Genomic DNA, 24,422 nt, shown 5'->3' with positions numbered 1-24,422 from the left:
GGTTTGTCAATCCTGCAGCACGCCGCCGGCGCCTGCCAGCGCCTCGGGGGTGTCGACATCGATGGACGCTGCCTTGCCGATCTCGACATCGATGACATCGAGCCCTTCGGCCTCGACCAGATGGCGCGCGCCGGTATCGCCTTCCAGATGAGCGATCGCCGCAAACAGCGAACGCGGCAGCAACACAGGATTGCCTCGCTTTCCCTCATGCGAGGCCCGCACCACCGATCGGCCCTCGGATTTGCGGAATGCATCGATCAGCCTGTCGAGGTCGGCTGACGCGATGCCAGGCATGTCGCCAAGCACGATCATGGCGCCGGCAGCATCGGCTCTGACCCGCGCGATGCCGGCCTTCAGCGATGAAGACAGGCCCTCGGCGAAATCCGGATTATCGGCGAAAGTCACATCCAGTCCCGACAACGCGGTGCGCACACGCTCACGCTGATGGCCGGTGACGATGACGGTGCCCGAAGCTTTGGAGCCGAGCGCGCGCTCGGCGCTGCGGCGCACCAGCGGCTGGCCGTCGAACAGCGCCAGCAGCTTGTTCGGGCCGCCCATGCGGCTGGAGCGGCCGGCGGCCAGCAGCACGATATCGACCTTCAACTCGGCACTCTCAGACTTTGGCGCCGGCAGCGGCTCGCGCGGCTGTGGCCGGGTCGGGATTTCCATCAACAGACCGCCGACACCCATGCCGGCAATATCCTTGGCCGTCACGTCGAGACCGGCGATCAACCTGTCGAGAACCCAGTCGAAGCCGTTCTCCTTGGGGCTGCGGGCGCAGCCCGGCGCGCCGATGACGCGCTTGCCGGCAAGCGCGCCGAGCACCAGGAGATTTCCGGGATCGACCGGCATGCCGGCGCGGATGACGGTGCCGCCGGCCTTCTCGATCGCTGCCGGGACGACGTCGCCAAAATCGCTCATCGCCGAGGCGCCGAAGATCACCACAATATCGTTGTCACGCGCCAGCGAGCCCGCAGCCTCCGCAACGGCGCCAATTTCGTGCGGCGTGCGGCGCTCGGCCGTCAGCCGGCCACCTGAGCGCGCAAGACGGGCTTCGGTGACCCGCAATGTCTTGTCGAGCACACTCGGCTTGATGCCGGGCAGAACCGTCTGGATGACGCCGACACGCACCGGCTGATAGGCATTGACGGCAAAGATCTCGCCGCTGGCGCAGATCCTTGCCACCGCATCGACCAGGGCGGAAGCAACGGCGAAGGGAATGATCTTCACGGTTGCGACCATCTGGCCATTTTCGACCGGTGCGTGCTGCGCCAGCGTGGCGATGGTGATGGTCGGATCGACGGCGTTGATGGCGTTGATCATCGCGGCATCGACCGTGAAGATACCGGCCGCCCGGGCGTGCAGATTAACCCGGCCGGTCGCGGCGGGCTTCGCCTCGACATTGCGATGGATCATGCTTTCGGCGATCTTTTCGGCGGCAGCGTCCTCGCTCAAATCATCGGGAGCAAGAACGGCCGCGACGACCTGCGAAATCCCTGCTGACTTGAGCAAAGTCACATCCTCGGCGCTCAGCCTGCGTGCCTTGCGCAAGCGCCGTTCTCCGGCCGTGGTGGCATGCGCCAGCACTGCGCCTTCGGCCGTATCTACGGGGATTGGCCCAAACTTCACGCCACCGCGTCCTTGGATTCGTGGCCGCGCGAACGAAACGCCTGGATCGCTTGCGCCAACACCGCCACAGCTATTTCGGCCGGGCTCGCCGCACCGATGTCGAGACCGATCGGCGCGTGGATGCGGGCGATCTGGTCGGCGGTCGCGCCCAATGCCAGCAGGCGCTCAACCCGCTTCGCATGGGTCTTGCGGCTGCCGAGCGCACCGACATAGAAGCAGTTGGCGTCGAGCGCCGCCTTCAGCGCGAAATCGTCGATCTTCGGATCATGGGTGACGGCGGCCAGCGCCGTATAGCTGTCGAGCGGCTGGCGCTTCAGGATATCCTCCGGCCATTCGGCATGCAGCGCGACATCGGGAAAGCGGTCTGCGGTGGCAAAGGCCGTGCGCGGATCGACGATCTCCACGGGGTAGCCGGCGATCCTGGCCATCGGCGCCAATGCCTGGCTGATATGGACTGCGCCGATCACCACCAGGCGCGGCTGCGGCAGGTAGGCGTTGAGGAAGAAGGTTTGCCCTTCCGCCTCGACCGACCCGGAATTGCCTGATCGAAACGCCTTGGCGATCGCAGCGCCCAATTCGCCGGCGACCTGATCGCCCTCCCTCACGATGCGATCGCGGCCATCGCCGAGATCGGTGACCAGGATCACCGCGCGGCGGGCGCGGCGTTCGGCGTTCAGCGTCTTCAGCGCGTAGGGATCCATCGAAATTTCTCTTGTTTAAGCATGGTTCTTGTCGGCAAACCGGTTCCCACTTTGCGGGATCATGCTCTCTTGTTTAAGCATGATTGTCCGCAAACCGGTTCCCACTTTGCGGGATCATGCTTTCTTGTTTAAGCATGATTCTTGTCCGCAAACCGGTTCCCGCTTTGCGGGATCATGCTTCTAACCCAACCGCTCGACATAGACCTTGATGCGGCCACCGCAAGACAGGCCGACCTGCCAGGCGGTCTCGTCGGCGACGCCGAATTCCAGCATCTTGGCCTTGCCGCTGTCGATGACGTCGACCGCCTCGGTGACCACCGCGCCTTCGACGCAGCCACCAGAGACGGAGCCGTGGAAATTGCCGTCCGCGTCGATGACAAGGTGGCTGCCGACCGGGCGCGGCGCCGAGCCCCAGGTCTCGACCACGGTGGCAATGGCGACATCCTTGCCGTCTTTCATCCAGCCTTCCGCGATGATCAGCGGATCGCGGGCCTCATCGAGATAAATGCTGTTTTCCATCACCGTTTCTCCCGGAGAAAACATATGACTATGCTGCGTCTCTCGCGCCACCCTCAATCCATCTGCGTGGGTCGACGGAGCGCGCCGAAGTCTTGTCCAGCGACGCGCACAGGTCGGCGAGCGCATCGAGATTGTGCACCGAGCGAAATTCGTCGACATGCGGCAGCATCGCCTTGACGCCGCGGGCGCGCGCCTCGAAGCCGTCGAAGCGCAGCAGCGGGTTCAGCCAGATCAGCCGCCGGCAGGATTTGCGCAGGCGCTCCATTTCCTCCGACAGGCCGGCAACGTCGTCGCGCTCCAGCCCGTCGGTGATCAGGAGAACCACCGCACCCTGCCCCAGCACACGCCGCGACCACAGCCGGTTGAATTCGCCCATCGTATCGCCGATGCGGGTGCCGCCCGACCAGTCCATCACCGCCGCCGAACAGTCGGCGAGTGCTGCGTCTGGATCGCGATGGCGCATCTGCCGCGTCAGATTTGTCAGCCTGGTGCCGAAAACGAAGGCGTGCACGCGCCGGCGCTTTTCGGTCAGCGCATGCAGAAAATGCAGGAAGATGCGCGTGTACTGGCTCATCGAACCGGAAATATCGGCAAGCACGACCAGCGGCGGGTGAACCTCGCGGGCTGAACGGAATTTCGGCAGGATCAATTCGCCGCCGGTGCGCGCAGCGGAACGCATCATGGCGCGCGGATCAATACGGCGACCATGCGCATTAGACTTGAAGCGGCGTGTCCTGACCATGTCGAAGGGCAGCCGCAACTCGGCGATCGCCTTCTTGGCGTCGATCATCTCGGCGGCGTTCATCTGGGCAAAATCCTTGCCCCTCAGCACCTCGTTGCCGGAAAATGTGAAGCGAGCGTCGACCTCGATCTCGGGGATTTCCTGCGCCGGCTGGTTCTTCTGGTGGCCCTCGAACATCGCCTGGCTGACGCGGTTTTCCGCAGCCCGCGGCTTTTGCTTCTCTCTGATATCAGGCGCCACCGGCGAAAACATCGCCAGCATCTTTTCGATCAGTTCGTGCGATTTCCAGAACAGCCGGAAGGTTTCGTCGAAGGTGGGGTGATCCTCGTGCCGCGATACCAGCACGGCATGCAGCGTCCAGTAGAAATCGTCGCGGGAACCGATGCCGGCGGCCAGCACCGCCTCGATGGCATCCTTGACCGAGGCCGGGCCGACCCGCATGCCGGCTTTGCGCAAGGTGCGGGCGAAATAGACGATGTTATCGGCGATCCGCCCGTCCGGCGTGGCCTCTTTCGGTTCGGGACGCAGCGTTGCCATCGCCCTACTCCGCCGCCGAAAGCTCGGCCTTGACCTCGTTGAGGATGCGCCGGCTTTCGCCCTGCTCGATACGGGCAATGTCGTCCTGGTATTTCAGCAGCACGCCGATCGTGTCGGAAACGGTTTCCGGATCGAGCGCCACCTTGTCGAGTTCGGTCAGCGCGCCGGCCCAGTCGATGGTCTCGGCAACACCCGGCACCTTGAACAGCTCGATCTGGCGCAGCTTCTGGATGAACGAAACCACCTCGGCCGACAGCCGGCTGTTGGCCTGCGGCACTTTCCGGCGCACGATTTCCAGCTCGCGCTCGGCATTCGGGTAATCGACCCAGTGATAGAGGCAGCGCCGCTTCAGCGCGTCGTGGATCTCGCGGGTGCGGTTGGTGGTAATGATGACGATCGGCGGCTCCTCCGCCTTGATCGTGCCGAGCTCGGGCACCGTGACCTGGAAGTCGGAGAGGATTTCGAGCAGGAACGCCTCGAAGGCCTCATCGGTGCGGTCGAGCTCGTCAATCAGGAAGACCGGGGCGGCGCCCGCCTTGCCGGTCAGCGCGTCGAGCACCGGGCGGCGGATCAGGTATTTTTCGGAAAAGACGTTGCGCTCCATGTCGGAGCGGTCAACCTTGCCGGCCGCCTCCTCCATGCGGATCTCGATCATCTGCGCGGCGTAATTCCACTCGTAGACGGCCGAAGAGACATCAAGGCCTTCATAGCATTGCAGGCGGATCAGCCGGCGGCCGAGCGCTTGCGCCAGCACCTTGGCGATCTCGGTCTTGCCGACGCCGGCCTCGCCCTCAAGGAACAGCGGCCGATTCATGCGCAGAGACAAGAACAGCACGGTCGCCAGCGACCGGTCCGCCACATAGTCCGCGCCGGTCAGGAGATCGAGCGTCTCATCGATCGTCCGCGGCGTAGGGCGTGGTTTCAACCCGGTCATTCTCTCTCCGTGCGTGCGGCCCATCCAGAGCCTCTACAGAGCGTGATAGCCGCGGTCGTGATAGATTAGCGGCCGCAAATTATCGCCGATACGCAGGCCTGTCACCTTGCCAAAAAGCACACGGTGGGTGGCCAGATCCTTGGTATCGATCAGTTCGCAGTCGAACACGGCAAGCGCGCCCTTCAGTGTCGGCGCGCCGGTCGAGATCATATCCCACTCGGCGAGCGCGAAGCGTTCCTCGACGGGCAGGCCGGTGAGGCCGGAAAAGCCCACCGACAGCGCCTCCTGGTCCGAAGCCAGCGCGTTCAAGGCGAACCTGCCATTCTTCACGAACGGCTCGTTCTTGGGATTTTCGCGATCGAGGCAGACCAGGATGGTCGGCGGCGTGTCCGACACCGAACAGGCTGCAATGACAGTCGCACCGCGCCTGCCGGCGGAACCATCGGTGGTGACCACATGGACGTGGCCGGCAAAATGGGCCATCGCGTCGCGATAGGCCTGCGGCCCTATGTCGTTCTTCTTCAGCACCGGCGATTTCCATTGGTTTGAAGCGAGATGAACCCAACCGTTATATATGGCGGCATATTGCATGCCACAAGCGAAGTGGTTGACACGCATCCTGAATTTCGCGTGTTGCGTGAAAGCTGACCAGCCTTTAGGTCTTGGCAGGAAGTGGCGCCGGCAAACACGCGACCGGCGCGGAGGAATTCTTCGCTCGCATGCGACCCCGGACAATAGGCACGACAACGACAATAGCGGTGCTGGCCTGGCTGTCTCTCGCCGGTGATGCGAACGCTGAGACGCTGCTGGTCGGTGTCGCGGCACCACTGTCCGGGCCGTCGGCGACCCTCGGCAAGCAGATCGAGGCGGGCGCCGGCCTGGCAGCAGCGGCGAACGGTACTCAACTCAAGGTTGTCGACGACGCCTGCACGGCCGATGGCGGGGCTGCCGCGGCGAGGGAATTCGTTGCGGCGAAGGTCGGCGTGGTCGTCGGCTTCCTCTGCACCGAGGCGATCGAGGCGGCACTGCCGATCCTGAAGGACGCCAACATACCGGTCATCACCGTCGGCGTGCGCACCGAAAGCCTGACCGACCGGCGCGCCAAGACCGGCTGGCCGATCTTTCGGCTCGGGCCGCGCGGCGATGACGAGCGGAACGCCGTCGCCTTCAATCTCACCCGCCAATGGCAGAACGAGCTGTTCGCCATCATCGACGACGGCACGATTTACGGCCGCGAAATCGCCGAGACGCTTCGGGCGGCAGCCGAGCAGGCGGCGCTGAAACCGGTGTTCGTCGACACATTCAGGCCGCAGCTCGACAACCAGATCGGGCTGATCGGGCGGCTAAGGAAGGCCGGCGCAACGCATGTCTTTGCCGGCGGCGACGGCGAAGACATCGCCATCATGGGCCGCGACGCCGGCCAGCTCGACGCCGGCATCATTTTTGCCGGCGGCGAAGCGCTGCGCACAGCGCCCGGCGACGTGCCTTATGCCACGGGCACGCTGATGTTTGCGCCGCCCGAATGGGCCGATGTCGCCGACCCCAAGGTGCTCGAAAGCTTTGCCGCACAAAAGATCGTGCCGGAGGGCTACACGCTGCCGGTCTATGCGGCGGTCGAGATCGCCAAGGCGGCGACGGCGCTGGCGGAACCCTCCGGCAAGCTGCTGGCCGATGCGCTCGCCGCGCATGACTTCAGCACCGCGATCGGACCGATCCGCTTTGACGGCAAGGGCGACTTGACCGAAAACCTTTATCGGGTCTTCCGTTTCAACGGCGCAAATTTCGTGCCGGCGGAGGCCAAATGATGTTTCGCACCGGGCCGCGCAATCTCATCACCGATGTCGCCGGCCTGCGTGTCGGCAACGCTTCCGATGTGAGGCTGAAGTCCGGGGTGACCACCATCGTCTGCGACGAGCCGGCAGTGGCCGGTGTGCAGATCCTGGGCGGCGCGCCGGGCACCCGCGAGACCGACCTGCTCGAGCCGCACAATTCGATCGAGGCGATCCATGCCGTGGTGCTTTCGGGTGGCTCGGCTTACGGCCTCGATGCCGCCTCCGGCGTACAGGCGGCACTGCGCGAAAATGGCATCGGCGTAGAGGTCGGCGGCTTTCGCGTGCCGATCGTGCCGGCGGCGATCCTGTTCGACCTGCGCAATGGCGGCGACAAGGACTGGGGTCGCTATCCGCCCTACCGCGATCTCGGCTATGAGGCGGCACAGGCAGTCGGCATCGATTTTGCGCTCGGCACGGTCGGCGCGGGCACCGGTGCCCTGAGTTCCGGCCTCAAGGGCGGCCTCGGATCGGCCTCGACGGTGCTCGACAGCGGCGTCACCATCGGCGCACTAGTCGCCGTCAATCCGACCGGCTCGGTGACGATCGCCCGAAGCAGGCACTTCTGGGCAGCGCCCTTCGAGATCGGCGACGAGTTCGGCGGGCTCGGCTATCCCACGCCGATGCCGAAGGACGCGAAAAGGATCCTGCTGAAATTTCGCGATAAGCAAGTGGGAGGCAACACGACCATCGCCATCATCGCCACAGACGCCCTTCTCACCAAGGCCGCCGCAAAACGCCTGGCGATATCAGCGCATGACGGCTTCGTGCGCGCCATTTGGCCGACACATACGCCGGCCGACGGGGATCTGGTTTTCGCGCTGGCGACCGGCAAGAGCGGCATCGAGCTCGCCCCCAACGACGCCATCGAGCTTTACGCCGCGGCCGGCGCCACCATGGCGCGCGCCATCAGCCGCGGCGTCTTTGCCGCGACGCCCGCCGATGGCGACCTGTTTCCGGTCTGGTCGTCGCGCTGAATGCGGGCTGCCGTGGCCCGTCATCAGGTGTGGTCGGATTTTTCTTCCTCGAACGTGACCGCGACATCCGAATTTGCCGACAGCCGCACTTTCTGGCCCTCGACTTCGGCTACGAGGCTGAGCGGAATGAAGTGGTGATGCCCCATGTGAGCGCCCTCGCCGCTGTCGCGCTTGGTCAGCTTGATTCGTTGTCCCTCAACTTTGTCGACAGTGCCGACATGGACGCCGTCGGCGCCGATCACTTCCATATGTTCGCGAATGCTGGCTGCATCGGTCATTGTGGGTTCTCCATTTCGAGCTGCCAACATAAACAAATGAGGGCACGATTGGATGCATCGGGTTTGCGTCTCAGAGGGCACGACGTTTTGACGATGTCGTGATAGTGATCGAAACAACGCTGGCTGCTCAAACGGAAATCCGATGCGAATTCTCGTCCTGTTTGCTGTGTCCCTCCTTGCCCAGTTTACGACTTCGCTCGCCGCGCATGCCGGCGATGTTGCCGAGCTTGAGATCCTCGGCTTCACAGGGGATGGCGGCGCCTTCGCCTTCGAGGAGTATGGCGTCCAGGACGGGTCGGGGTTTCCCTATGCCAATCGCTATTACATCAACACCGCCGACGACAGCTTTCTCAAGGGCACACCGATCAGGGTGCGGCTTGACGACGAGAACGCAACGCTCGACGCGGCGCGTCTTGCAGTCCGGCAGAAAGGCGAAGCTATCATCAAACAGGCGGAATTGACGGCGAATCGCGGCATCACCGCCGGCTCCAACCCGGTGACCGAGCTTTCGGCCGATCCGTTCCGCATGGCCGTCAACCCGCGGCCGATCTTTTCGCCGGTCGATGATCCGCTCGAGTTCCGGCTCGACGAGATCGGCATGAATACCGAAACCTGCCAAAACCTTGGCGAGATCAACGGCTTTCGCCTGTTGCGCATCGAGGCGAAAGGCGGCGGCAAGACTGAACTCCTGCACGAAGACAAGTCGATCCCCAAAAGCAGAGGCTGCCCGAACGGCTATCGAATCGGCGCGGTGCAGACATTTTCCATGCAGGGCCTCAGCGCCTATGCCGTGCTGATCGCGGTGCGCCAGTACGGCTTCGAAGGGCCTGACTATCGCTGGATCGCGGTGACCGGCCGGCTGTGACGTCGCTCCCCGCCATACGCAACGGCGTCCTGGATCGCATCGGCAAGGCCTTGCCGTCGCCGTCCGCCGCAGTTTGCGGCGCCCTGCTGTGGGCCGCCGCGATGGGCGCCAGCGCACTTGTCAATCTGCTGCTGGACGACTGGGTGACCCCGGCAAATATCCGCTTCGTCTCGTTGCTCTATGCGGCGGGCGGTGCGCTCGCCTTTCCGGTTGGCCTGTTCCTGGCGCGGCTCGTCTCGCTCGGGCGGCATTGGCAAGTAGCCTTGGCGGCCGCGTTTGTCTGCCTTCTTGCCACCACGATCGGCTTCACCGGTGGGCTCTTTGCGCTGCAATACCGTTCCTACTATGCCCAGTGGCATGAACCTGCACTGACCATTGGCTGGTCCATCCAGTTCGTGCACACCATGGCAACGGCGTTCTATCAATTCATCGTGCTGGGCATCCGGCTTTATTTTCCGCTCGGTTTCATCGCGCTTGCTCTCGCCAGCATCTGGTTTGCGCGGCAGCAGCGTTGAGCATTTTGTCTGCCTCTGTTACGACGCGGGCGAACGCCCTCGCAAGTCAGGACTGACCGATGATCCCTCGCTACTCCCGGCCGGAAATGGTGGCCATCTGGTCGCCCGAAACCCGGTTCCGCATCTGGTTCGAGATCGAGGCCCACGCTTGCGACGCACTGGCCGAGCTCGGCGTGATCCCGAAGGAAGCCGCCAAAACCATCTGGGAAAAAGGCGGGGCCGCCAAGTTCGACGTCGAGGCGATCGACGAGATCGAGCGCGTCACCAAGCACGACGTCATCGCCTTCCTCACCCACCTCAGCGAATTCGTCGGTCCGGACGCCCGCTTCATTCATCAGGGCATGACCTCCTCGGACGTTCTCGACACCTGCTTTGCCGTGCAGCTCACCCGCGCCAGCGACATCCTTCTGGCCGACATCGACGGCCTGCTTGCGGCGCTCAAGCGCCGCGCCTTCGAACACAAGGACACCGTCACCATCGGACGCAGCCACGGCATCCATGCCGAGCCGACCACCTTCGGCGTCAAGCTGGCGCAGGCTTATGCCGAATTCTCGCGCTGCCGCGAGCGGCTGGTGCACGCGCGCGAGGATATTGCGACATGCGCCATATCAGGTGCAGTCGGCACCTTCGCCAATATCGATCCCTATGTCGAAGAGCATGTGGCGAAGAAACTCGGATTGAAGCCGGAGCCGGTGTCGACACAGGTGATCCCGCGCGACCGCCATGCGATGTTCTTTGCGACGCTCGCTGTCATCGCCTCGTCGATCGAACGGCTGGCGACGGAAATCCGCCATCTGCAGCGCACCGAGGTGCTGGAGGCCGAAGAGTATTTTTCGCCCGGGCAAAAGGGCTCGTCAGCGATGCCGCACAAGCGTAACCCGGTGCTGACCGAAAACCTCACCGGGCTTGCCCGCATGGTGCGTTCGTTCGCGCTGCCGGCGATGGAGAACGTGGCGCTGTGGCACGAGCGCGACATTTCGCATTCGTCGGTCGAGCGCATGATCGGCCCGGATGCCACTGTTACGCTCGATTTCGCGCTATCGCGGCTGACCAGTGTCATCGACAGATTGCTCGTCTATCCCGACAACATGCTAAAGAACATGAACAAGTTCCGCGGCCTCGTGCATTCGCAGCGTGTGCTGCTGGCGCTGACCCAGGCCGGCGTCAGCCGTGAGGACGCCTACCGGCTGGTGCAGCGAAACGCCATGAAAGTATGGGAGCAAGGCGCTGATTTCCTTGAGGAACTTTTGGCCGACAAGGAGGTCACCGCAGCCTTGCCCGAGGCCGAAATTCGTGAAAAATTCGACCTTGGCTATCATACCAAGCATGTCGACACGATCTTCAAGCGGGTGTTCGGAGAAGCGTGAGGCCACGCGGTTTTGACCGGTCCGAGCCGGCGGTTCCAAGCTGGAGCACCCCTCATCCGACCGCGGAGCCTGTGCTCGGGCTTGCCGAAGGCAAGACCCGTGGGCGGCCACCTTCTCCCACAACAAGGGGAGAAGGTAAGACGGCATCGACCTCGTCGCACCGTCAGGTTCGAATAATCAAGCCTTGCCGGGAACGGTCCTGATCACCGTTCCCCATGGGTCCTCGCGGGTCGTTTCATCAGTCACATTGTTCGAACGCATTTCAACCCAGGCGAGGCCGGACCGGGAAGGATCGCGACGGCCGGCGCCGGCGCTCTGCCACGAATTGGCGCCGATGTGGTGGTGGTAGCCGCCTGATGACAGGAACACCGCCGCGCCACCATAATTCGCCATGGTATCGAAGCCGAATTCCTGGTGCCACCAGGCCTCGGCGTCTTCCGGCCGTCCGACGCGCAGATGGACATGGCCGATGATGCTGTTGTCCGGCATGCCCTGCCATGCGGCATTGCCGGCGGGCACGTCGGCGACGACCGACGAAATGTTGAGCCGTTCGGTCGCCATCGCTATCTTGTCACCATTCCACTTCCAGTCCTCATGGCGGCGGTCGGCATAGATCTCGATGCCGTTGCCTTCGGGATCGGTCAGGTAGAGCGCCTCGCTGACCAGATGGTCGGAAGCGCCGTCGATGCCGATATTGTTGCCGATGGCGTGGTTGATCCAGCGCCCGAGGTCGGCCCGGCTTGGCAGCAGGAAGGCAGTGTGAAACAGGCCGGCACTGCGCGGATCGTCGGGCTTCGCCGCTGCATCCGCTTCGATGTCGAGCAAGGGACGATTGGCGGCGCCCAGCGTGATCGTGCCACCGGTGCGGCTCAGTTCCTGCAGCCCGATGACATCGCGATAGTAAGCGGCCAAGCTTTCGGCATCTCGCGCCCGCAGCCCGACGCGGGCAACGCTGACCGGGGTCGTGGCGGCAAAAGGCAGTTCGCTCATCAAAGTCTCCGTTTGGCCGGCCTTCGACGAGATCCCCAAACCCAGGAGCCCGGCGCCACCTACCATCGTACGTCGTGTCAGTTCCAAATCCTGGGTCTCATGTACACGGCTGTTTCTTTTCCCGATGACAGATCGTCCTTCGCGATCGTTCACACAAGACGGCAAGAAGCGAACATGGTGTTCACTATTTGTGAGCAATCGCAAATGATCAGATCCGGTTGCGCGTGATCTTATCCAAAAACCGCTTCACGCTTTTTGGGATCATGCGCGGTTGCACGAAACCGTGTCCCTCGCTACATGCGCGCCATGAAAGTCAGGGATGCAGACATTCTCATCGTGCCGGGCTACACCAATTCCGGTCCCGACCATTGGCAGAGCCGCTGGCAATCGAAATTGTCGACGGCGCGGCGTGTCGAGCAGGCGGAATGGTCGAAGCCAGTGCGCGAAGACTGGACGGCGAGCGTGGCGAAGGCGGTCAACGAGGCCGAGCGACCGGTCGTCATCGTCGCGCACTCACTCGGCGTCGCCGCCGTGATCCAGGCAATGCCGCAGTTCCAGCGTCCGGTCGCCGGAGCCTTCTTCGTGGCGCCGCCCGACGTCGCCAACCCAGAGATAAAGCCCAGGCACCTGATGACCTTCGGACCTTACCCGCGCGAGCCGCTGGCATTTCCCTCGGTGGTGATCGCCAGCCGCAACGACCCGTTCTGCACCTTCGAGGTGGCCGAGGACATTGCCGGCGCCTGGGGTTCGCTGTTCATCGACGCCGGCGAGGCCGGACATCTCAACGCCGATGCCGGCTTCGGCCCGTGGCCGGAAGGCTCGATGACTTTTGCGAAATTCCTGACCGACCTTTAGGCGCTGATCGAGTCCCTCACGCTCTTCAGCAGGGTTTTTGCCCCCAGCCCGATCAACGCGTGCTCGGAGCCCATCGCCAGCAGCCGGTAGCCCATCGACACCACGCGGCCGGCGATGGCCGGCTCGATGACGTAGATCGCGGCATGCTTGCCGGCCTTGCGCGTCAGCTCGGCGATCGAGGCGACTGTTTCCATCATGCTTTCGAGCGTCGAGTTGACGGCGGCGCCGTTCGACCAGGCAATCGAAAAATCCGATGGCCCGAGGAAGATGCCGTCGATACCCGGCGTGTCGAGGATGCCGTCGAGTGCATCGAGCGCGGCGCGCGTTTCGACCATGGCGAAGGCCATGGTGCGCGCGTTGCTGTCGCGCAGCCAGTCGGCATAGTCGCCCTTGCCATGACGCGGAAAGGCATAAGTCGGGCCCCAGGAGCGCTCGCCGAGCGGCGGATACTTCATGGCGGCAGCGAACAGCCTGGCATCCGCCACCGAATTCACCATCGGCGCAATCACCGCCTCGGCGCCGAAATCGAGCGCGCGGCTGGCCATGTCGAAGCGGCCAACCGGAATGCGCACCAGCGCCGGTTTGTTGGCGGCCAGCACCGGCCCAAGGCCGCGCAGCACGCTGTCCTCATGATGTCCGCCATGCTGCATGTCGAGCGTGACGGCATCGAACCCCTGTCTGGCAAGAATCTCGACCGTCAGGGCATCAGGCACGCCAGACCATGCGGTGCACAAGGTTTCATCGGCCGCAAGGCGTGACTTGAGGGACATGGGCGCCTTCCTTATTCGAACTCGCATCGGCCCAAAATCGGCAAGCCCGATGCGAGGAGTCAAAGTTGAGCGTACCTCGTACTTTCCGAATGGATGCACGTCGCTCTAATGCAGTTCAGCCGGAAACAGCTGCAAAGGCAAAGAAAAACCGCCCGGAGGGGCGAGGCGGTCGATTGGTCCAGCGTGTCGATTGGCTCAGAGCAAGGGTCAGGTGTTCTTGATCTGCTCGATTGCCTGCGCCATCAGATCGTCCATGGTGCGGCGAATCTGATGATCCGACTGGGCGACTCCAGCTTCGTCGAAATCCTTGCGGATCTTGCGGAAAACGTCGTGGTCGCCGGCTTCCTCGATATCGGCGAGGACGACCTGGCTGGCATAGGCTTCGGCGTCGGCCCCGGCCTTGCCGAGCTTTTCGGCGGCCCACAGGCCGAGCGCCTTGTTGCGGCGCGCCGCAGCCTTGAACCGGAGTTCCTCGTCGATTACGAACTTGCGCTCGAAGCCCTCCTCGCGATCTTTCATGCTGCTCATGGCATCCCTCCGGTCAAATCCGATTTGGTTGGCAGTCGAAATATGTGTGCTGCCCAGCACAAACCAAAAGGCCGCGGGCCGGTCAATATGCTACATCACTTGCTGCGCTGCGGCATTTCATTCCGGAAAGCGGTGATTGAAAGGATTTGCCGATTGAGCAAACACTGCGATTGGGATAGACACCGGCATTGAACCCCTACCGTTGCCGCACTAATTTAGGCGTACGGACAGGAACTGGTCGCTTGCCGCCTGCCCGGAAATCCAGAGAAAAGATCAGATGAAAAATCGCCGCCGCATTTATGAAGGCAAGGCCAAGATCCTCTATGAGGGCCCTGAGCCGGGAACACTGATCCAGTTCTTCAAGGACGACGCGACCGCTTTCAACAAGAAGAAGCACGAAATCGTCGATGGCAAGGGCGTGCTCAACAACCGCATTTCCGAGCACATCTTCAACCATCTCAACCGGATGGGCATTCCGACCCATTTCATCCGCCGGCTCAACATGCGCGAGCAGTTGATCAAGGAAGTCGAGATCATCCCGCTCGAGGTGGTCGTGCGCAATGTCGCCGCCGGCTCGCTGGCCAAGCGTCTCGGCATCGAGGAAGGCACCGTGCTGCCGCGCTCGATCATCGAATTCTATTACAAGGCCGATGCGCTCGACGACCCGATGGTGTCTGAAGAGCACATCACCGCTTTCGGCTGGGCAAGCCCGCAGGAGATCGACGACGTCATGGCGCTGGCCATCCGCGTCAACGACTTCCTCTCCGGCTTGTTCATGGGAGTCGGGATCCAGCTTGTCGACTTCAAGATCGAATGCGGCCGGCTGTTCGAAGGCGACATGATGCGCATCGTCGTTGCCGACGAGATCTCGCCGGACTCGTGCCGTCTGTGGGACGTGGCGACCCAGGACAAGCTCGACAAGGATCGTTTCCGCCGCGACATGGGCGGTCTGGTCGAAGCCTATCAGGAAGTCGCCCGCCGCCTCGGCATCATGAACGAGAACGAGCCGCCGCGTCCCGCCGGGCCGGTGCTCGTCGCCTCGACCGATGGCCTCAAAGGCAAGCCGCACTGAGATTTCTTGCCGCTCAACACGTCGAACAGGAGCATGTCCAGCGTGATCAAGGCCCGCATTACCGTCACTCTCAAGAACGGCGTGCTCGACCCGCAAGGCAAGGCGATCGAACACGCATTGTCCGGGATGGGCTTTGACGGCGTCGGCCAGGTGCGGCAGGGCAAGGTTTTCGACGTCGAGCTTGCCGAGAGCGACAAGGCCAAGGCCGAGGCCGATCTCAAAGCCATGTGCGACAAGCTTCTGGCGAATACGGTGATTGAGAACTATAGTGTGGCCATTACCTGAGGTTGTGCCGGAGGGTATATGACTGAAGCCACCAACGAGTTGATGTACGAGCTCCTGAAGCGTGTGCACCACGAAGTTGCTGAACTTCGACAAGACGTTTCCGAAGTGAAGCGGGAGTTGAACGTAGTTCGGGGTCACATGGTCGCAACGCAAAGCGACATCCATAACATCTACGGCATTCTTGGCCGTCAAGACGATCGTCTCGAACGCATAGAGCGCAGTCTCGAATTGCGCGAACTTGCCGAAGCCCAGGGGCCTTACGAACCGAAATGAAATCAGCCGTCGTTCTTCTGCCGGGCCTCAACCGTGACCGCGATATGATCGCGGCGCTGACCAAGATTTCGGGAACGCCGCCGGTCACGGTCTGGCAGACCGACACCGAAATTCCCGACGTCGACCTGATCGCCATTCCGGGCGGCTTCTCCTTCGGCGATTATCTGCGCTGCGGCGCCATTGCCGCGCGCATGCCGGTGATGCGGGCGGTCGCCGAAAAGGCGGCCAAGGGCGTGATGGTCATCGGCGTCTGCAACGGCTTCCAGATCCTGGTCGAGGCCGGCCTGCTGCCAGGCGCCTTGATGCGCAACACGTCGCTGAAATTCGTCTGCCGGCAGGTCAAGCTGCAGATCGCCAACGCCAACACGATGTTCACCCGCCGCTATCAGCCGGGCCAGATCATCCGCTCGCCGGTGGCGCATCATGACGGCAATTATTTTGCCGACGCCGAGACGTTGCGCAGGCTGGAAGGCGAAGGCCAGGTCGTGTTCCGCTATGCCGAAGGCACCAATCCCAACGGCTCGATCAACGACATTGCCGGCATCATCAACGGCCAGGGCAATGTGCTCGGCCTGATGCCGCATCCCGAGAACCTGATCGAAACAGCGCATGGCGGCAGCGACGGCCGGGCACTCTTCGAAAGTGCGCTTGGCATCGCCGCTTGATTCTTCAGCGTTCATCCCCTTCCCGAACTCGACATAGGCGCCGCATGAGCCCGAGACAGACGATCGCCCGCCTCGCTCTCGTCGCCGCCGCCGGCCTTGTGCTCGCCTCCTGCCAGTCGAAGCCGAAGAACGCGCCGGCGCCTTCGGGCAAGAGTGCGGCGCTGCTTGCCATGGAACAGGTGGCGATCGCCGCCCACAAATGCTGGATCGCCAGCAAGGATCCCGCTTTCAAGCCCTATCAGATGGCCAACGAGCTGAATTCGTTCACCGGCACGCCGCGCTTCCTGCTGGTCCCGGTCAAGCATTATGGCGGAAAGCCGTTGCTGGTCGTGCAGGCACAAGGCAATTCACGCCGGGTCGACGTGTACGGTCCGCTGATGGCCGAACCGCTCGGCGCACGCATCGGCTCGGATATTGCCCGCTGGCAGGCTGGCAATCAGGCCTGCGGTGCGGCTGCATAGGGCAGTGAGCCGCTGCCTGCAGTCGAAGCCGGCGTATTCTCAGTCCCAGAACGGCCTCAGACCCTCACGATGGGCGTCGGCACGCGAGATGCCGATATCCTTGAGCTGATCGTCGGTCATTTCCAGCAAGACCAGTCGGCTGCGCCGGCGATCCAGCAAGCGGCCGATCCGGTTTGCGAGTGAGTTGACCATTCGCACCAGGCGGCGGACATAGCCTTGTCGGCCTGACGGGCGGGCTCCGGGCAATTCAGCTCTCATGTAACGGATTATATCGATTGCAGCCATTTTTTTGCTACCAAAATTCGAGATTGTACCTATTTGTTGCGCGATCACATATGTATTGACTCTCAAACGGTGCAATATAGAAAATTGTTACCATGACAAATTGGCTTCCCGACCTTTCCGCCGGCTCCGGGCCGCTCTATCAGCGGCTGGCAGATTCCATCGAAACGGACATCGACCGTGGCGTGATCGCCGCCGGGGCAAAACTGCCGCCGCAGCGCGATCTTGCATACGACATCGGCACGACCGTCGGCACGGTCGGCAGGGCCTACCAATTGTTGCGCGAGCGGGGCCTGGTGAGCGGCGAAGTCGGACGCGGAACCTATGTGCTTGGCCGGCATGACACCAAGACCGATCTGCTGGCGCCCGACCCGCACGTGGAAGGCACGCGCTATATCGATGCGCCTCGCGGCAAACTGCGCTTCGACAGCACGGCTGCGCCTGATACCGGCCAGGGCGCCATTGTCGCCGATGTGCTTTCGCGCACGGCGCAGGAGCATCCGTACGAGATTTCAAGCTATACGCGGGATTTTCCCGACCGCTGGTTCGAGGCCGGCTGTAGCTGGCTGTCGCGAAATTCGTTTCGCCCTCGCCCCGATGGCATCGTTCCGACGCTCGGCACCCATGCCGCGGTTATGGCGGCGATTGCCGCGCTGACCACGCCCGGCGACTATATCGTCTTCGAGCACCTCACCTATTCGCAGATTTCTCGCAGCGCCGGCCTGATCGGCCGCCGCACCGCGCTGGTCACTTCTGACGCGGAAGGGCTCGATCCAGAGGATTTCGAGCGCGTCTGCGCGCAAAAACACCCGAAAATGATGTTCCTGATGCCGACGGCCCAGAACCCCACACTGGTGACACTGTCGGCAACGCGCCGCGAGGCCATCGCGCGCGTCGCGCGCGAATACAATGTCATCCTGATCGAGGACGATCTCTATGGCGACCTGACCGACGACCCGACGCCGCTCCTGGCCGAATATGCCCCCGAACGGACCATCGTTGCCGGCGGCCTGTCGAAATCCGTTGCGGCGGGCGTTCGCGGCGGCTGGCTCGCCTGTCCGCCGGCCTATCGCCACCGGATCCGGGTCGCTCACAAGATGCTGACGGGTGGCCTCCCCTTCCTGCTGGCGGAAGTGTGTAGCCGGCTGGTTCTGTCCGGCCAGGCCAGCGAGATGCGCAAGCGCAGCATCGTCGAAATCAACGCGCGCGTGGCGATCGTGCGCGAGACGCTGGCCGGATTCGACTTCAAGGCAGTGGACAATGTGCCCTTCGTCTGGCTCACCCTGCCCGATCCATGGCTTTCCGGCACCTTCAAGAACGCCTGTCTCGAACATGGCGTGCTCATCGACGACGAGGACGAGTTCAAGGCCGGCCGTTCCGAGCAGGTTTTTCACGGCGTGCGGTTTGGCGTTTCACAGCCGGAGCGACGAAAAGACATCGCGGGCGGTGTCGGCGTGATCCGGCGGCTGCTAGACGAGGGCCGCGCCGGCTACGACAGTTTCTCCTGAACCGGCTTGAAACCGGCGGGCTGAGTGGCGATCTTTCGCTGCTTGCTGCACCCTTTCATCGTTTTTGTCGCTTGATGGGTGTATCGGCTGCAAAGCTTGCGATAAGACGGGACTCGATCCCAAGGACATAAATTGCCGCCCATGACCATTTCCAATTCCGTGCCGATCACTCCGGAACTCATTGCTGCGCACGGGCTGAAGCCCGACGAATATCAGCGCATCCTCGACCTGGTCGGGCGCGAGCCGAGCTTTACCGAGCTCGGCATCTTTTCGGCGATGTGGAACGAGCACTGCTCGTATAAATCCTCGAAAAAGTGGCTGCGCACGCTGCCGACCACCGGGCCACAAGTCATCCAGGGGCCGGGCGAGAATGCCGGCGTGGTCGATATCGGCGACGGCGACTGTGTCGTCTTCAAGATGGAGAGCCATAACCACCCCTCTTTCATCGAGCCCTATCAGGGTGCGGCGACCGGCGTCGGCGGCATCCTGCGCGATGTCTTCACCATGGGCGCCCGGCCGATCGCGGCAATGAACGCGCTGCGCTTCGGTGCGCCGTACCACCCCAAGACCAGGCATCTGGTTGCCGGCGTCGTTGCCGGCGTCGGCGGCTACGGCAATTCGTTTGGCGTGCCGACGGTCGGCGGCGAAGTCAATTTCGACGCGCGCTACAATGGCAACATCCTGGTCAACGCCTTTGCGGCGGGGCTGGCCAAGACCGATGCGATCTTCCTGTCGGAAGCCAAAGGCGTCGGCCTGCCGGTCGTCTATCTCGGCGCCAAGACCGGCCGCGACGGTGTCGGCGGCGCCACCATGGCCTCGGCCGAATTCGACGACAGGATCGACGAGAAGCGGCCCACCGTCCAGGTCGGCGACCCGTTCACCGAAAAATGCCTGCTCGAAGCCTGCCTCGAACTGATGGCGTCCGGCGCCGTCATCGCCATCCAGGACATGGGTGCTGCCGGCCTCACCTGCTCGGCGGTCGAGATGGGCGCCAAGGGCGACCTCGGCATCGAGCTCGACCTCGACAAGGTGCCGGTGCGCGAGGAGCGCATGAGCGCCTATGAGATGATGCTGTCGGAGAGCCAGGAGCGCATGCTGATGGTGCTGCGCCCCGAAAAGGAAAAGCAAGCCGAGGCGATCTTCCACAAATGGGGCCTCGACTTCGCCATCGTTGGCAAGACAACCGACGATCTGCGCTTTCGCGTGCTGCACCAGGGCGACGAAGTCGCCAATCTGCCGATCAAGGACCTTGGCGACCAGGCGCCGGAATATGACCGTCCCTGGACCGAGCCGAAGAAGCCGGCGCCCCTGGCGGCCGGCGATGCACCACAAGCGGATGTCGCCGAAGCGCTGCTGAAACTGCTTGGCGGACCCGACCTGTCATCGCGCCGCTGGGTATGGGAACAGTACGACACGTTGATTCAGGGCAATTCGCTGCAGCTTCCGGGCGGCGATGCTGGCGTGGTGCGCGTCGAGGGCCATCCGACCAAGGCGCTCGCCTTCTCCTCCGACGTCACGCCGCGCTATTGCGAGGCCGACCCTTACGAGGGCGGCAAGCAGGCGGTGGCGGAATGCTGGCGCAACCTTACCGCCACCGGCGCCCTGCCGCTCGCCGCCACCGACAACCTCAATTTCGGTAATCCGGAACGACCCGAGATCATGGGCCAGTTGGTCGGCGCCGTGAAAGGCATCGGCGACGCCTGTCGCGCGCTCGGCTTTCCGATCGTCTCCGGCAATGTCTCGCTCTACAACGAAACCAACGGGCAAGGCATCTTGCCGACGCCGACCATCGGCGGCGTCGGACTGATCGCCGACTGGTCCCAGATGGCGCGGATCGGCTTTGCCGCCGAGGGCCAGATGATCCTGCTGGTCGGCGCGCCATCGATGTGGGGAACGCATCTCGCCCAGTCGGCCTATATGCGCGACATCCATGGCCGCACCGATGGCCCGCCGCCGCCGGTCGACCTCGACCACGAAAAACGCGTCGGCGACCATGTACGCGCCCTGATCGCCTCTGGCGTCGTCACATCAGCGCATGACGTTTCCGACGGCGGCATTGCCGTCGCGCTGGCCGAGATGGCGATGGCGTCCGGCATCGGCGCGACCGTCCCCGGCCTGGTCGGGACCGACCCGATCCCGGTCTGGTTCGGCGAGGATCAGGGCCGCTACCTCTTGACGCTGTCGATCGATCCGCAAAGCAAGGAATGGGACGCCATTCGCGAACTGCAGAGCAGGCTCGGCATCTTCGCGCCGTGGATCGGCTCGACCGGCGGCCGTGAGTTGAAACTTGGCGAGGCACGGGCGATCGCTGTCGGCGAATTGACCGCTGCCCACGAATCCTGGTTTCCTCGCTTCATGGCAAATGAGGTCGTGGACCCGTGATTTGATCGAGCGGGCCCGTTTCGGTGTGGTTCATCCGCCATTTCGATCATATCTATGAGATCTGAACAAGGAATCCTCGCATGGCAATGGACGCGCACGACATCGAACGGCTGATCAAGGAAGGCATTCCGGACGCCAAGGTGACGATTCGCGACCTGGCCGGCGACGGCGACCATTATGCGGCCGAAGTGGTGGCCGAAAGCTTTCGCGGAAAAAGCCGCGTCCAGCAGCATCAGATGGTCTACGACGCGCTGAAGGGCAATATGGGCGGCGTGCTGCACGCGCTCGCTCTGCAGACCAGCGTGCCGGAGTAAGCTTTTTTGGGGCTTTGCTGGCTTGGGAAAATAGCCGTCCGATGCTCTTGGCCCAGGCCATCCTTTGCGCCATTTGCGTGACGAGGGCGGCAAACGTCTTGTTTCAGGCAACCTATGGGTTTATTTGAAAGGGAATGTTTCGAGCCCGACTCCCGCGGGCATGAAAGGATTTTCTATGAGCGGTATCAACGACTACATCGACAGCGAAGTGAAGGCCAACGACGTCGTTCTCTTCATGAAGGGCACGCCCGGTTTTCCGCAATGCGGATTTTCCGGTCAGGTCGTGCAGATCCTCGACTATATCGGGGCCGACTACAAGGGCGTCGACGTGCTGACCTCGGCCGAGCTGCGGCAAGGTATCAAGGAATACTCCAACTGGCCGACAATCCCTCAGCTCTACGTCAAGGGTGAGTTCGTCGGCGGTTGCGACATCGTCCGTGAGATGTTCCAGGCTGGCGAACTGCAGACGTTCCTCGTCGAAAAGGGCGTCAGCGTCAAAGGCGCCGCCTGACGAACACGTAGGGCACTTCGCCAAGCTGATTATCTCCCCGGTATCGGGGCACAAGACGAATGAATGCGCCGGTGCGCCGGCGCTCTTTCGTTTGAAGATCGGACTTTGCCGTGGATCAGCATGCAGAAGCGCAGCAAAAGGCAAGCACCTTGCCTATTCCGCGCTGGGAATTCATCGCGCTGTGCGCGGCGTTGATGGCGCTCAACTCGCTGGCCATCGACATCATGCTGCCGGCGCTGCAGCAGATCGGCGCCTCGCTGGGCGTGGAAAATGAAAACCATCGCCAATATGTGATTGCCGCGTACATTCTCGGCTTTGGCGGCGGACAGCTTTTCTTCGGGCCGATCTCTGACCGCTTCGGACGCCGCGCTCCGCTCGTCGTCGGACTGGTTATCTACGTCGCAGCGGCGAGTGCGGCGGCAATCGCCCCGACATTCGCCACGCTTATCCTGTGCCGGGTGGTGCAAGGCATCGGTGCCGCGGCCACACGCGTCATCGCCGTCTCGATCGTGCGCGATACGTTCGACGGTCGGCGCATGGCCGAAGTCATGTCGCTGATCTTCATGGTCTTCATGGCCATTCCGGTGGTGGCGCCAGGCATCGGCCAGGTCATCATGCTGTTTGCCTCCTGGCACTGGATCTTCATCACCATGGCGGCCGGGGCCCTGATCGTGTCGGCGTGGGCGCTGCTGCGCCTGCCCGAAACGCTGCGTCCCGAATATCGCCGGCCGCTGACGGCCGAATCCATCATCGGCGGCTTCCGCATCGTGCTGACCAATCGCATCGCGCTATGCTATGCCTTCGCCAGCACTTTTGCCTTCGGCGCGATGTTCGGCTTCATCAACTCGGCGCAGCAGATCTATGTCGGCGTCTTCGGCGTCGGCGAGATGTTCCCTCTGATTTTCGCAGGGATCGCCGGCGTGCTCTCCTTTTCGAGCTATCTGAATTCGCGCCTCGTCGGACGCATCGGCATGCGCCGCCTGTCGCAAAGCGCGCTGCTCTTGTTTCTGGCCATCAGCCTCGCCTGGCTGGTCGTTTCCATCCAGATGAAGATGCCGCTCTGGCTTTTCATCACCTTCTTTGCCTGCACGATGGTCCCGTTCGGCGCACTCGGCGCGAATTTCAACGCGCTCGCCATGGAGCCGCTCGGCCAGTTGGCCGGGACGGCGTCGTCCATTCTGGGCTTCATGCAGACCTTCCTCGGCGGCGTGCTCGGCACGCTGATCGGCCAAGCCTTCAACGGCACGGTGACGCCCTTGGCCGCCGGATTCTGCAGCGTTTCGCTTGGCGCATTGGTGATGGTGCTGATCGCCGAGCGCGGCAAATTCTTCCAGCCGCAGAACCCGCCGGTTTAAGGCCGCACGCGTTTCAGGATTCATCCCCGCTCGCTGCGGTGAAGCGAGGGAACAGCAAACGCCCTGCGATCGCCCCACCCATCCTGTCCGAAACCGGCAGTGGCAGAGCCTTGTCGAGCGCCTCGAGGACGGAGGCGACGAAAGCCCGGTTGAGGCTGCCATCATCCCCCAGACGGGAGTAGGTGGCGCGAGGCTTGCCGATAAGTGTGCCGTTTCGGCGAATTGAGAACTGCAGCGTCAGGGTCATGCCCGCGGTTCCGGGCGGCGGCTCCCAACAGGCGACGATCGCGGAGAACATCTCGTTTATGGTGTCGACGGGTTCGGGACTGCGACAGCCGCGCTCCTGCGATGTTGCCGCGTTAGGCCCGGCAACCAGGGCAAGGGTAAGGGCGACAATTGCGGACCGAGGTTTCATCTCGGGTCTCCGGTTTCGCGCGGATAAATGTAATCGAATTTTTCGACTAAAGCTTCCATCGACTATCAGCGCTGCGGATGGATCCTTTCAGACGTCGGCGCTTTAGTGGCGCACCATGCCGGCGTCGACATTCAGCGTCTGGCCGGTGATCCAGCGTGCGTCATCCGAGGCCAGGAACGACACCACATCGGCGATATGTTCCGGCTGCCCTTTGCCTTTCATAGCCTGCAGCATCTCGACAAAGCCGAACGCCTCGTTGTGCGGGCTCGCCTTGACCCCATCGCTCTCGATCAGGCCCGGCGTCACCGCGTTGGCGGTGATGTTGTATTTGCCGAGTTCTGTGGCGAGCGCCCTGGTGAAGCCGATGACGCCGCCCTTGGCCGCGACATAGGCCGCCATGTTCGGCGTGCCGGCAAAGAAGCTGTTGGAGGCGATGCTGATCACCCGGCCGGCCTTGCCGGCGGCACGCATCTGGTCCGTTGCCGCGCGGCTGACGATGAAGGTTCCGGTCAGATTGACGTCGATGATCTTGCGCCAATGGTCGAGGTCGACATCGTCCCAGGCGACGAAGGGCACGATGCTGGCGTTGTTGATCAGGATATCGATGCCACCGGTCAGTGCCTGGATCTCGGCGAACAGCGCCTTGACGGATGCCGGATCGGAAATGTCGGCGGCGATCGCCTTCGCTTTTGCGCCGATCGCCGCCGCCGCCGCTTCGGCGCCTTCCGCATTGATGTCGCTGACGATGACGGTCGCGCCATCGACGGCCAAGCGCGCGGCGATCGCCTTGCCGATGCCTTGTGCGGCCCCGGTAACCAGGGCGGTCTTTCCCGCAAGCCGTTCAGTCATTTCCGTGCTCCATG

The 24,422-nt window shown here is 63.0% G+C and carries 29 protein-coding genes; 16 read left to right on the top strand and 13 right to left on the bottom strand.

Features of this window, described 5'->3' with window-relative positions; all coding sequences use genetic code 11:
- Positions 1 to 6: 6 nt before the first annotated feature.
- The 6 genes from M727_RS0120295 to M727_RS0120270 form a co-directional block, all read right to left on the bottom strand.
- A complete protein-coding gene (locus tag M727_RS0120295) occupies positions 7 to 1,629 on the bottom strand; it encodes a molybdopterin-binding/glycosyltransferase family 2 protein (RefSeq protein WP_027154203.1) in 1,623 nt (540 codons plus the stop codon).
- On the bottom strand, positions 1,626 to 2,330 hold the full coding sequence (locus M727_RS0120290; protein WP_027154202.1) for an XdhC family protein: 705 nt from the start codon (positions 2,328 to 2,330) through the stop codon (positions 1,626 to 1,628). Before M727_RS0120290 ends, M727_RS0120295 begins: the two co-directional genes overlap by 4 nt.
- 180 nt (positions 2,331 to 2,510) lie before the next feature.
- Positions 2,511 to 2,849, bottom strand: a complete 339-nt coding sequence (locus M727_RS0120285; RefSeq protein ID WP_027154201.1) for an XdhC family protein — start codon at positions 2,847 to 2,849, stop codon at positions 2,511 to 2,513.
- Between the two features lie 28 nt (positions 2,850 to 2,877).
- The gene (locus M727_RS0120280) at positions 2,878 to 4,128 is read right to left on the bottom strand and encodes a VWA domain-containing protein (protein ID WP_027154200.1); all 1,251 of its coding nucleotides are present in this window, start codon (positions 4,126 to 4,128) and stop codon (positions 2,878 to 2,880) included.
- Between the two features lie 4 nt (positions 4,129 to 4,132).
- Positions 4,133 to 5,062 carry a MoxR family ATPase gene (locus M727_RS0120275; protein ID WP_027154199.1) on the bottom strand — a complete coding sequence of 310 codons (930 nt, stop codon included), beginning with the start codon at positions 5,060 to 5,062 and terminating at the stop codon, positions 4,133 to 4,135.
- Between the two features lie 33 nt (positions 5,063 to 5,095).
- On the bottom strand, positions 5,096 to 5,590 hold the full coding sequence (locus tag M727_RS0120270; RefSeq protein WP_027154198.1) for a flavin reductase: 495 nt from the start codon (positions 5,588 to 5,590) through the stop codon (positions 5,096 to 5,098).
- A 191-nt stretch (positions 5,591 to 5,781) separates the two neighbouring features.
- Here M727_RS0120270 and M727_RS0120265 point away from each other — a divergent pair, with 191 nt between their 5' ends.
- Together M727_RS0120265 and M727_RS0120260 are read left to right on the top strand one after the other, a co-directional pair.
- Positions 5,782 to 6,867 carry a branched-chain amino acid ABC transporter substrate-binding protein gene (locus M727_RS0120265; RefSeq protein WP_027154197.1) on the top strand — a complete coding sequence of 362 codons (1,086 nt, stop codon included), beginning with the start codon at positions 5,782 to 5,784 and terminating at the stop codon, positions 6,865 to 6,867.
- Entirely contained in the window at positions 6,867 to 7,868 is a 1,002-nt protein-coding gene (locus M727_RS0120260) for a P1 family peptidase (RefSeq protein ID WP_027154196.1), read from the top strand. The genes M727_RS0120265 and M727_RS0120260 overlap by 1 nt, the downstream gene beginning before the upstream one ends.
- 23 nt (positions 7,869 to 7,891) lie before the next feature.
- On the opposite strand, the gene M727_RS0120255 is transcribed toward M727_RS0120260, so the two are convergent.
- On the bottom strand, positions 7,892 to 8,146 hold the full coding sequence (locus M727_RS0120255; RefSeq protein ID WP_027154195.1) for a DUF2171 domain-containing protein: 255 nt from the start codon (positions 8,144 to 8,146) through the stop codon (positions 7,892 to 7,894).
- A 142-nt stretch (positions 8,147 to 8,288) separates the two neighbouring features.
- Between M727_RS0120255 and M727_RS0120250 the strand changes: the two genes are divergently transcribed.
- From M727_RS0120250 to purB, 3 genes are read left to right on the top strand one after another with little or no spacing between them, the layout of a single operon-like run.
- Entirely contained in the window at positions 8,289 to 9,011 is a 723-nt protein-coding gene (locus tag M727_RS0120250) for a DUF2259 domain-containing protein (RefSeq protein ID WP_027154194.1), read from the top strand.
- Positions 9,008 to 9,526, top strand: a complete 519-nt coding sequence (locus M727_RS0120245; RefSeq protein ID WP_027154193.1) for a hypothetical protein — start codon at positions 9,008 to 9,010, stop codon at positions 9,524 to 9,526. Before M727_RS0120250 ends, M727_RS0120245 begins: the two co-directional genes overlap by 4 nt.
- 59 nt (positions 9,527 to 9,585) lie before the next feature.
- A complete protein-coding gene (purB, locus tag M727_RS0120240; RefSeq protein WP_027154192.1) occupies positions 9,586 to 10,893 on the top strand; it encodes an adenylosuccinate lyase in 1,308 nt (435 codons plus the stop codon).
- 177 nt (positions 10,894 to 11,070) lie between these two features.
- On the opposite strand, the gene M727_RS0120235 is transcribed toward purB, so the two are convergent.
- Positions 11,071 to 11,883 (bottom strand): VOC family protein, encoded by an 813-nt coding sequence (locus M727_RS0120235; protein ID WP_027154191.1) that lies wholly within the window; start codon positions 11,881 to 11,883, stop codon positions 11,071 to 11,073.
- 306 nt (positions 11,884 to 12,189) lie between these two features.
- On the opposite strand from M727_RS0120235, the gene M727_RS0120230 reads away from it, so the two are divergent.
- Positions 12,190 to 12,738 (top strand): alpha/beta hydrolase, encoded by a 549-nt coding sequence (locus M727_RS0120230; RefSeq protein ID WP_023798242.1) that lies wholly within the window; start codon positions 12,190 to 12,192, stop codon positions 12,736 to 12,738.
- On the opposite strand, the gene M727_RS0120225 is transcribed toward M727_RS0120230, so the two are convergent.
- Positions 12,735 to 13,508 carry an HpcH/HpaI aldolase/citrate lyase family protein gene (locus tag M727_RS0120225; protein ID WP_027154190.1) on the bottom strand — a complete coding sequence of 258 codons (774 nt, stop codon included), beginning with the start codon at positions 13,506 to 13,508 and terminating at the stop codon, positions 12,735 to 12,737. The two genes, M727_RS0120230 and M727_RS0120225, sit on opposite strands and share 4 nt — an antisense overlap.
- Positions 13,509 to 13,715: 207 nt before the next feature.
- Positions 13,716 to 14,036, bottom strand: a complete 321-nt coding sequence (locus tag M727_RS0120220; RefSeq protein ID WP_027154189.1) for a DUF1476 domain-containing protein — start codon at positions 14,034 to 14,036, stop codon at positions 13,716 to 13,718.
- Between the two features lie 277 nt (positions 14,037 to 14,313).
- On the opposite strand from M727_RS0120220, the gene purC reads away from it, so the two are divergent.
- The 5 genes from purC to M727_RS0120195 are packed head-to-tail and all read left to right on the top strand — an operon-like array spanning position 14,314 to position 16,792.
- Positions 14,314 to 15,108 carry a phosphoribosylaminoimidazolesuccinocarboxamide synthase gene (gene purC, locus M727_RS0120215; RefSeq protein ID WP_023798245.1) on the top strand — a complete coding sequence of 265 codons (795 nt, stop codon included), beginning with the start codon at positions 14,314 to 14,316 and terminating at the stop codon, positions 15,106 to 15,108.
- Positions 15,109 to 15,150: 42 nt separating this feature from the next.
- Positions 15,151 to 15,393, top strand: a complete 243-nt coding sequence (gene purS, locus M727_RS0120210; protein ID WP_023798246.1) for a phosphoribosylformylglycinamidine synthase subunit PurS — start codon at positions 15,151 to 15,153, stop codon at positions 15,391 to 15,393.
- 18 nt (positions 15,394 to 15,411) lie between these two features.
- Entirely contained in the window at positions 15,412 to 15,666 is a 255-nt protein-coding gene (locus tag M727_RS0120205) for a hypothetical protein (RefSeq protein ID WP_027154188.1), read from the top strand.
- On the top strand, positions 15,663 to 16,331 hold the full coding sequence (gene purQ / locus M727_RS0120200) for a phosphoribosylformylglycinamidine synthase subunit PurQ (protein WP_027154187.1): 669 nt from the start codon (positions 15,663 to 15,665) through the stop codon (positions 16,329 to 16,331). The genes M727_RS0120205 and purQ overlap by 4 nt, the downstream gene beginning before the upstream one ends.
- Positions 16,332 to 16,375: 44 nt before the next feature.
- Positions 16,376 to 16,792: a hypothetical protein gene (locus M727_RS0120195; RefSeq protein ID WP_027154186.1), complete on the top strand. Its 417-nt coding sequence runs from the start codon at positions 16,376 to 16,378 to the stop codon at positions 16,790 to 16,792.
- 39 nt (positions 16,793 to 16,831) lie between these two features.
- Here M727_RS0120195 and M727_RS0120190 read toward each other — a convergent pair whose 3' ends face one another.
- The gene (locus M727_RS0120190) at positions 16,832 to 17,077 is read right to left on the bottom strand and encodes a DUF1127 domain-containing protein (RefSeq protein ID WP_027154185.1); all 246 of its coding nucleotides are present in this window, start codon (positions 17,075 to 17,077) and stop codon (positions 16,832 to 16,834) included.
- Between the two features lie 92 nt (positions 17,078 to 17,169).
- Between M727_RS0120190 and M727_RS0120185 the strand changes: the two genes are divergently transcribed.
- The 5 genes from M727_RS0120185 (at position 17,170) to M727_RS0120165 (ending at position 23,144) form a co-directional block, all read left to right on the top strand.
- The gene (locus tag M727_RS0120185) at positions 17,170 to 18,582 is read left to right on the top strand and encodes a PLP-dependent aminotransferase family protein (RefSeq protein ID WP_027154184.1); all 1,413 of its coding nucleotides are present in this window, start codon (positions 17,170 to 17,172) and stop codon (positions 18,580 to 18,582) included.
- Positions 18,583 to 18,723: 141 nt separating this feature from the next.
- Positions 18,724 to 20,964 (top strand): phosphoribosylformylglycinamidine synthase subunit PurL, encoded by a 2,241-nt coding sequence (gene purL, locus M727_RS0120180; RefSeq protein WP_027154183.1) that lies wholly within the window; start codon positions 18,724 to 18,726, stop codon positions 20,962 to 20,964.
- An 80-nt stretch (positions 20,965 to 21,044) separates the two neighbouring features.
- Positions 21,045 to 21,278: a BolA family transcriptional regulator gene (locus tag M727_RS0120175; RefSeq protein ID WP_023798252.1), complete on the top strand. Its 234-nt coding sequence runs from the start codon at positions 21,045 to 21,047 to the stop codon at positions 21,276 to 21,278.
- A gap of 175 nt (positions 21,279 to 21,453) precedes the next feature.
- Positions 21,454 to 21,789 (top strand): Grx4 family monothiol glutaredoxin, encoded by a 336-nt coding sequence (gene grxD / locus M727_RS0120170; protein ID WP_023798253.1) that lies wholly within the window; start codon positions 21,454 to 21,456, stop codon positions 21,787 to 21,789.
- A 110-nt stretch (positions 21,790 to 21,899) separates the two neighbouring features.
- A complete protein-coding gene (locus tag M727_RS0120165) occupies positions 21,900 to 23,144 on the top strand; it encodes a multidrug effflux MFS transporter (RefSeq protein WP_084646805.1) in 1,245 nt (414 codons plus the stop codon).
- Positions 23,145 to 23,157: 13 nt separating this feature from the next.
- Here M727_RS0120165 and M727_RS0120160 read toward each other — a convergent pair whose 3' ends face one another.
- Together M727_RS0120160 and M727_RS0120155 are read right to left on the bottom strand one after the other, a co-directional pair.
- Positions 23,158 to 23,559 (bottom strand): hypothetical protein, encoded by a 402-nt coding sequence (locus M727_RS0120160; RefSeq protein WP_023798255.1) that lies wholly within the window; start codon positions 23,557 to 23,559, stop codon positions 23,158 to 23,160.
- Between the two features lie 102 nt (positions 23,560 to 23,661).
- Complete coding sequence (locus M727_RS0120155; RefSeq protein ID WP_027154181.1) at positions 23,662 to 24,408, bottom strand: SDR family NAD(P)-dependent oxidoreductase; 747 nt, start codon at positions 24,406 to 24,408, stop codon at positions 23,662 to 23,664.
- Positions 24,409 to 24,422: the final 14 nt, after the last annotated feature.

The sequence above is a fragment of the Mesorhizobium sp. WSM2561 genome (genome assembly GCF_000513915.1).
Lineage (GTDB): Bacteria > Pseudomonadota > Alphaproteobacteria > Rhizobiales > Rhizobiaceae > Mesorhizobium > Mesorhizobium muleiense.
The sequence above is the reverse complement of the archived record's forward strand: the minus strand, read 5'-3'. Positions and strand labels throughout refer to the sequence as shown.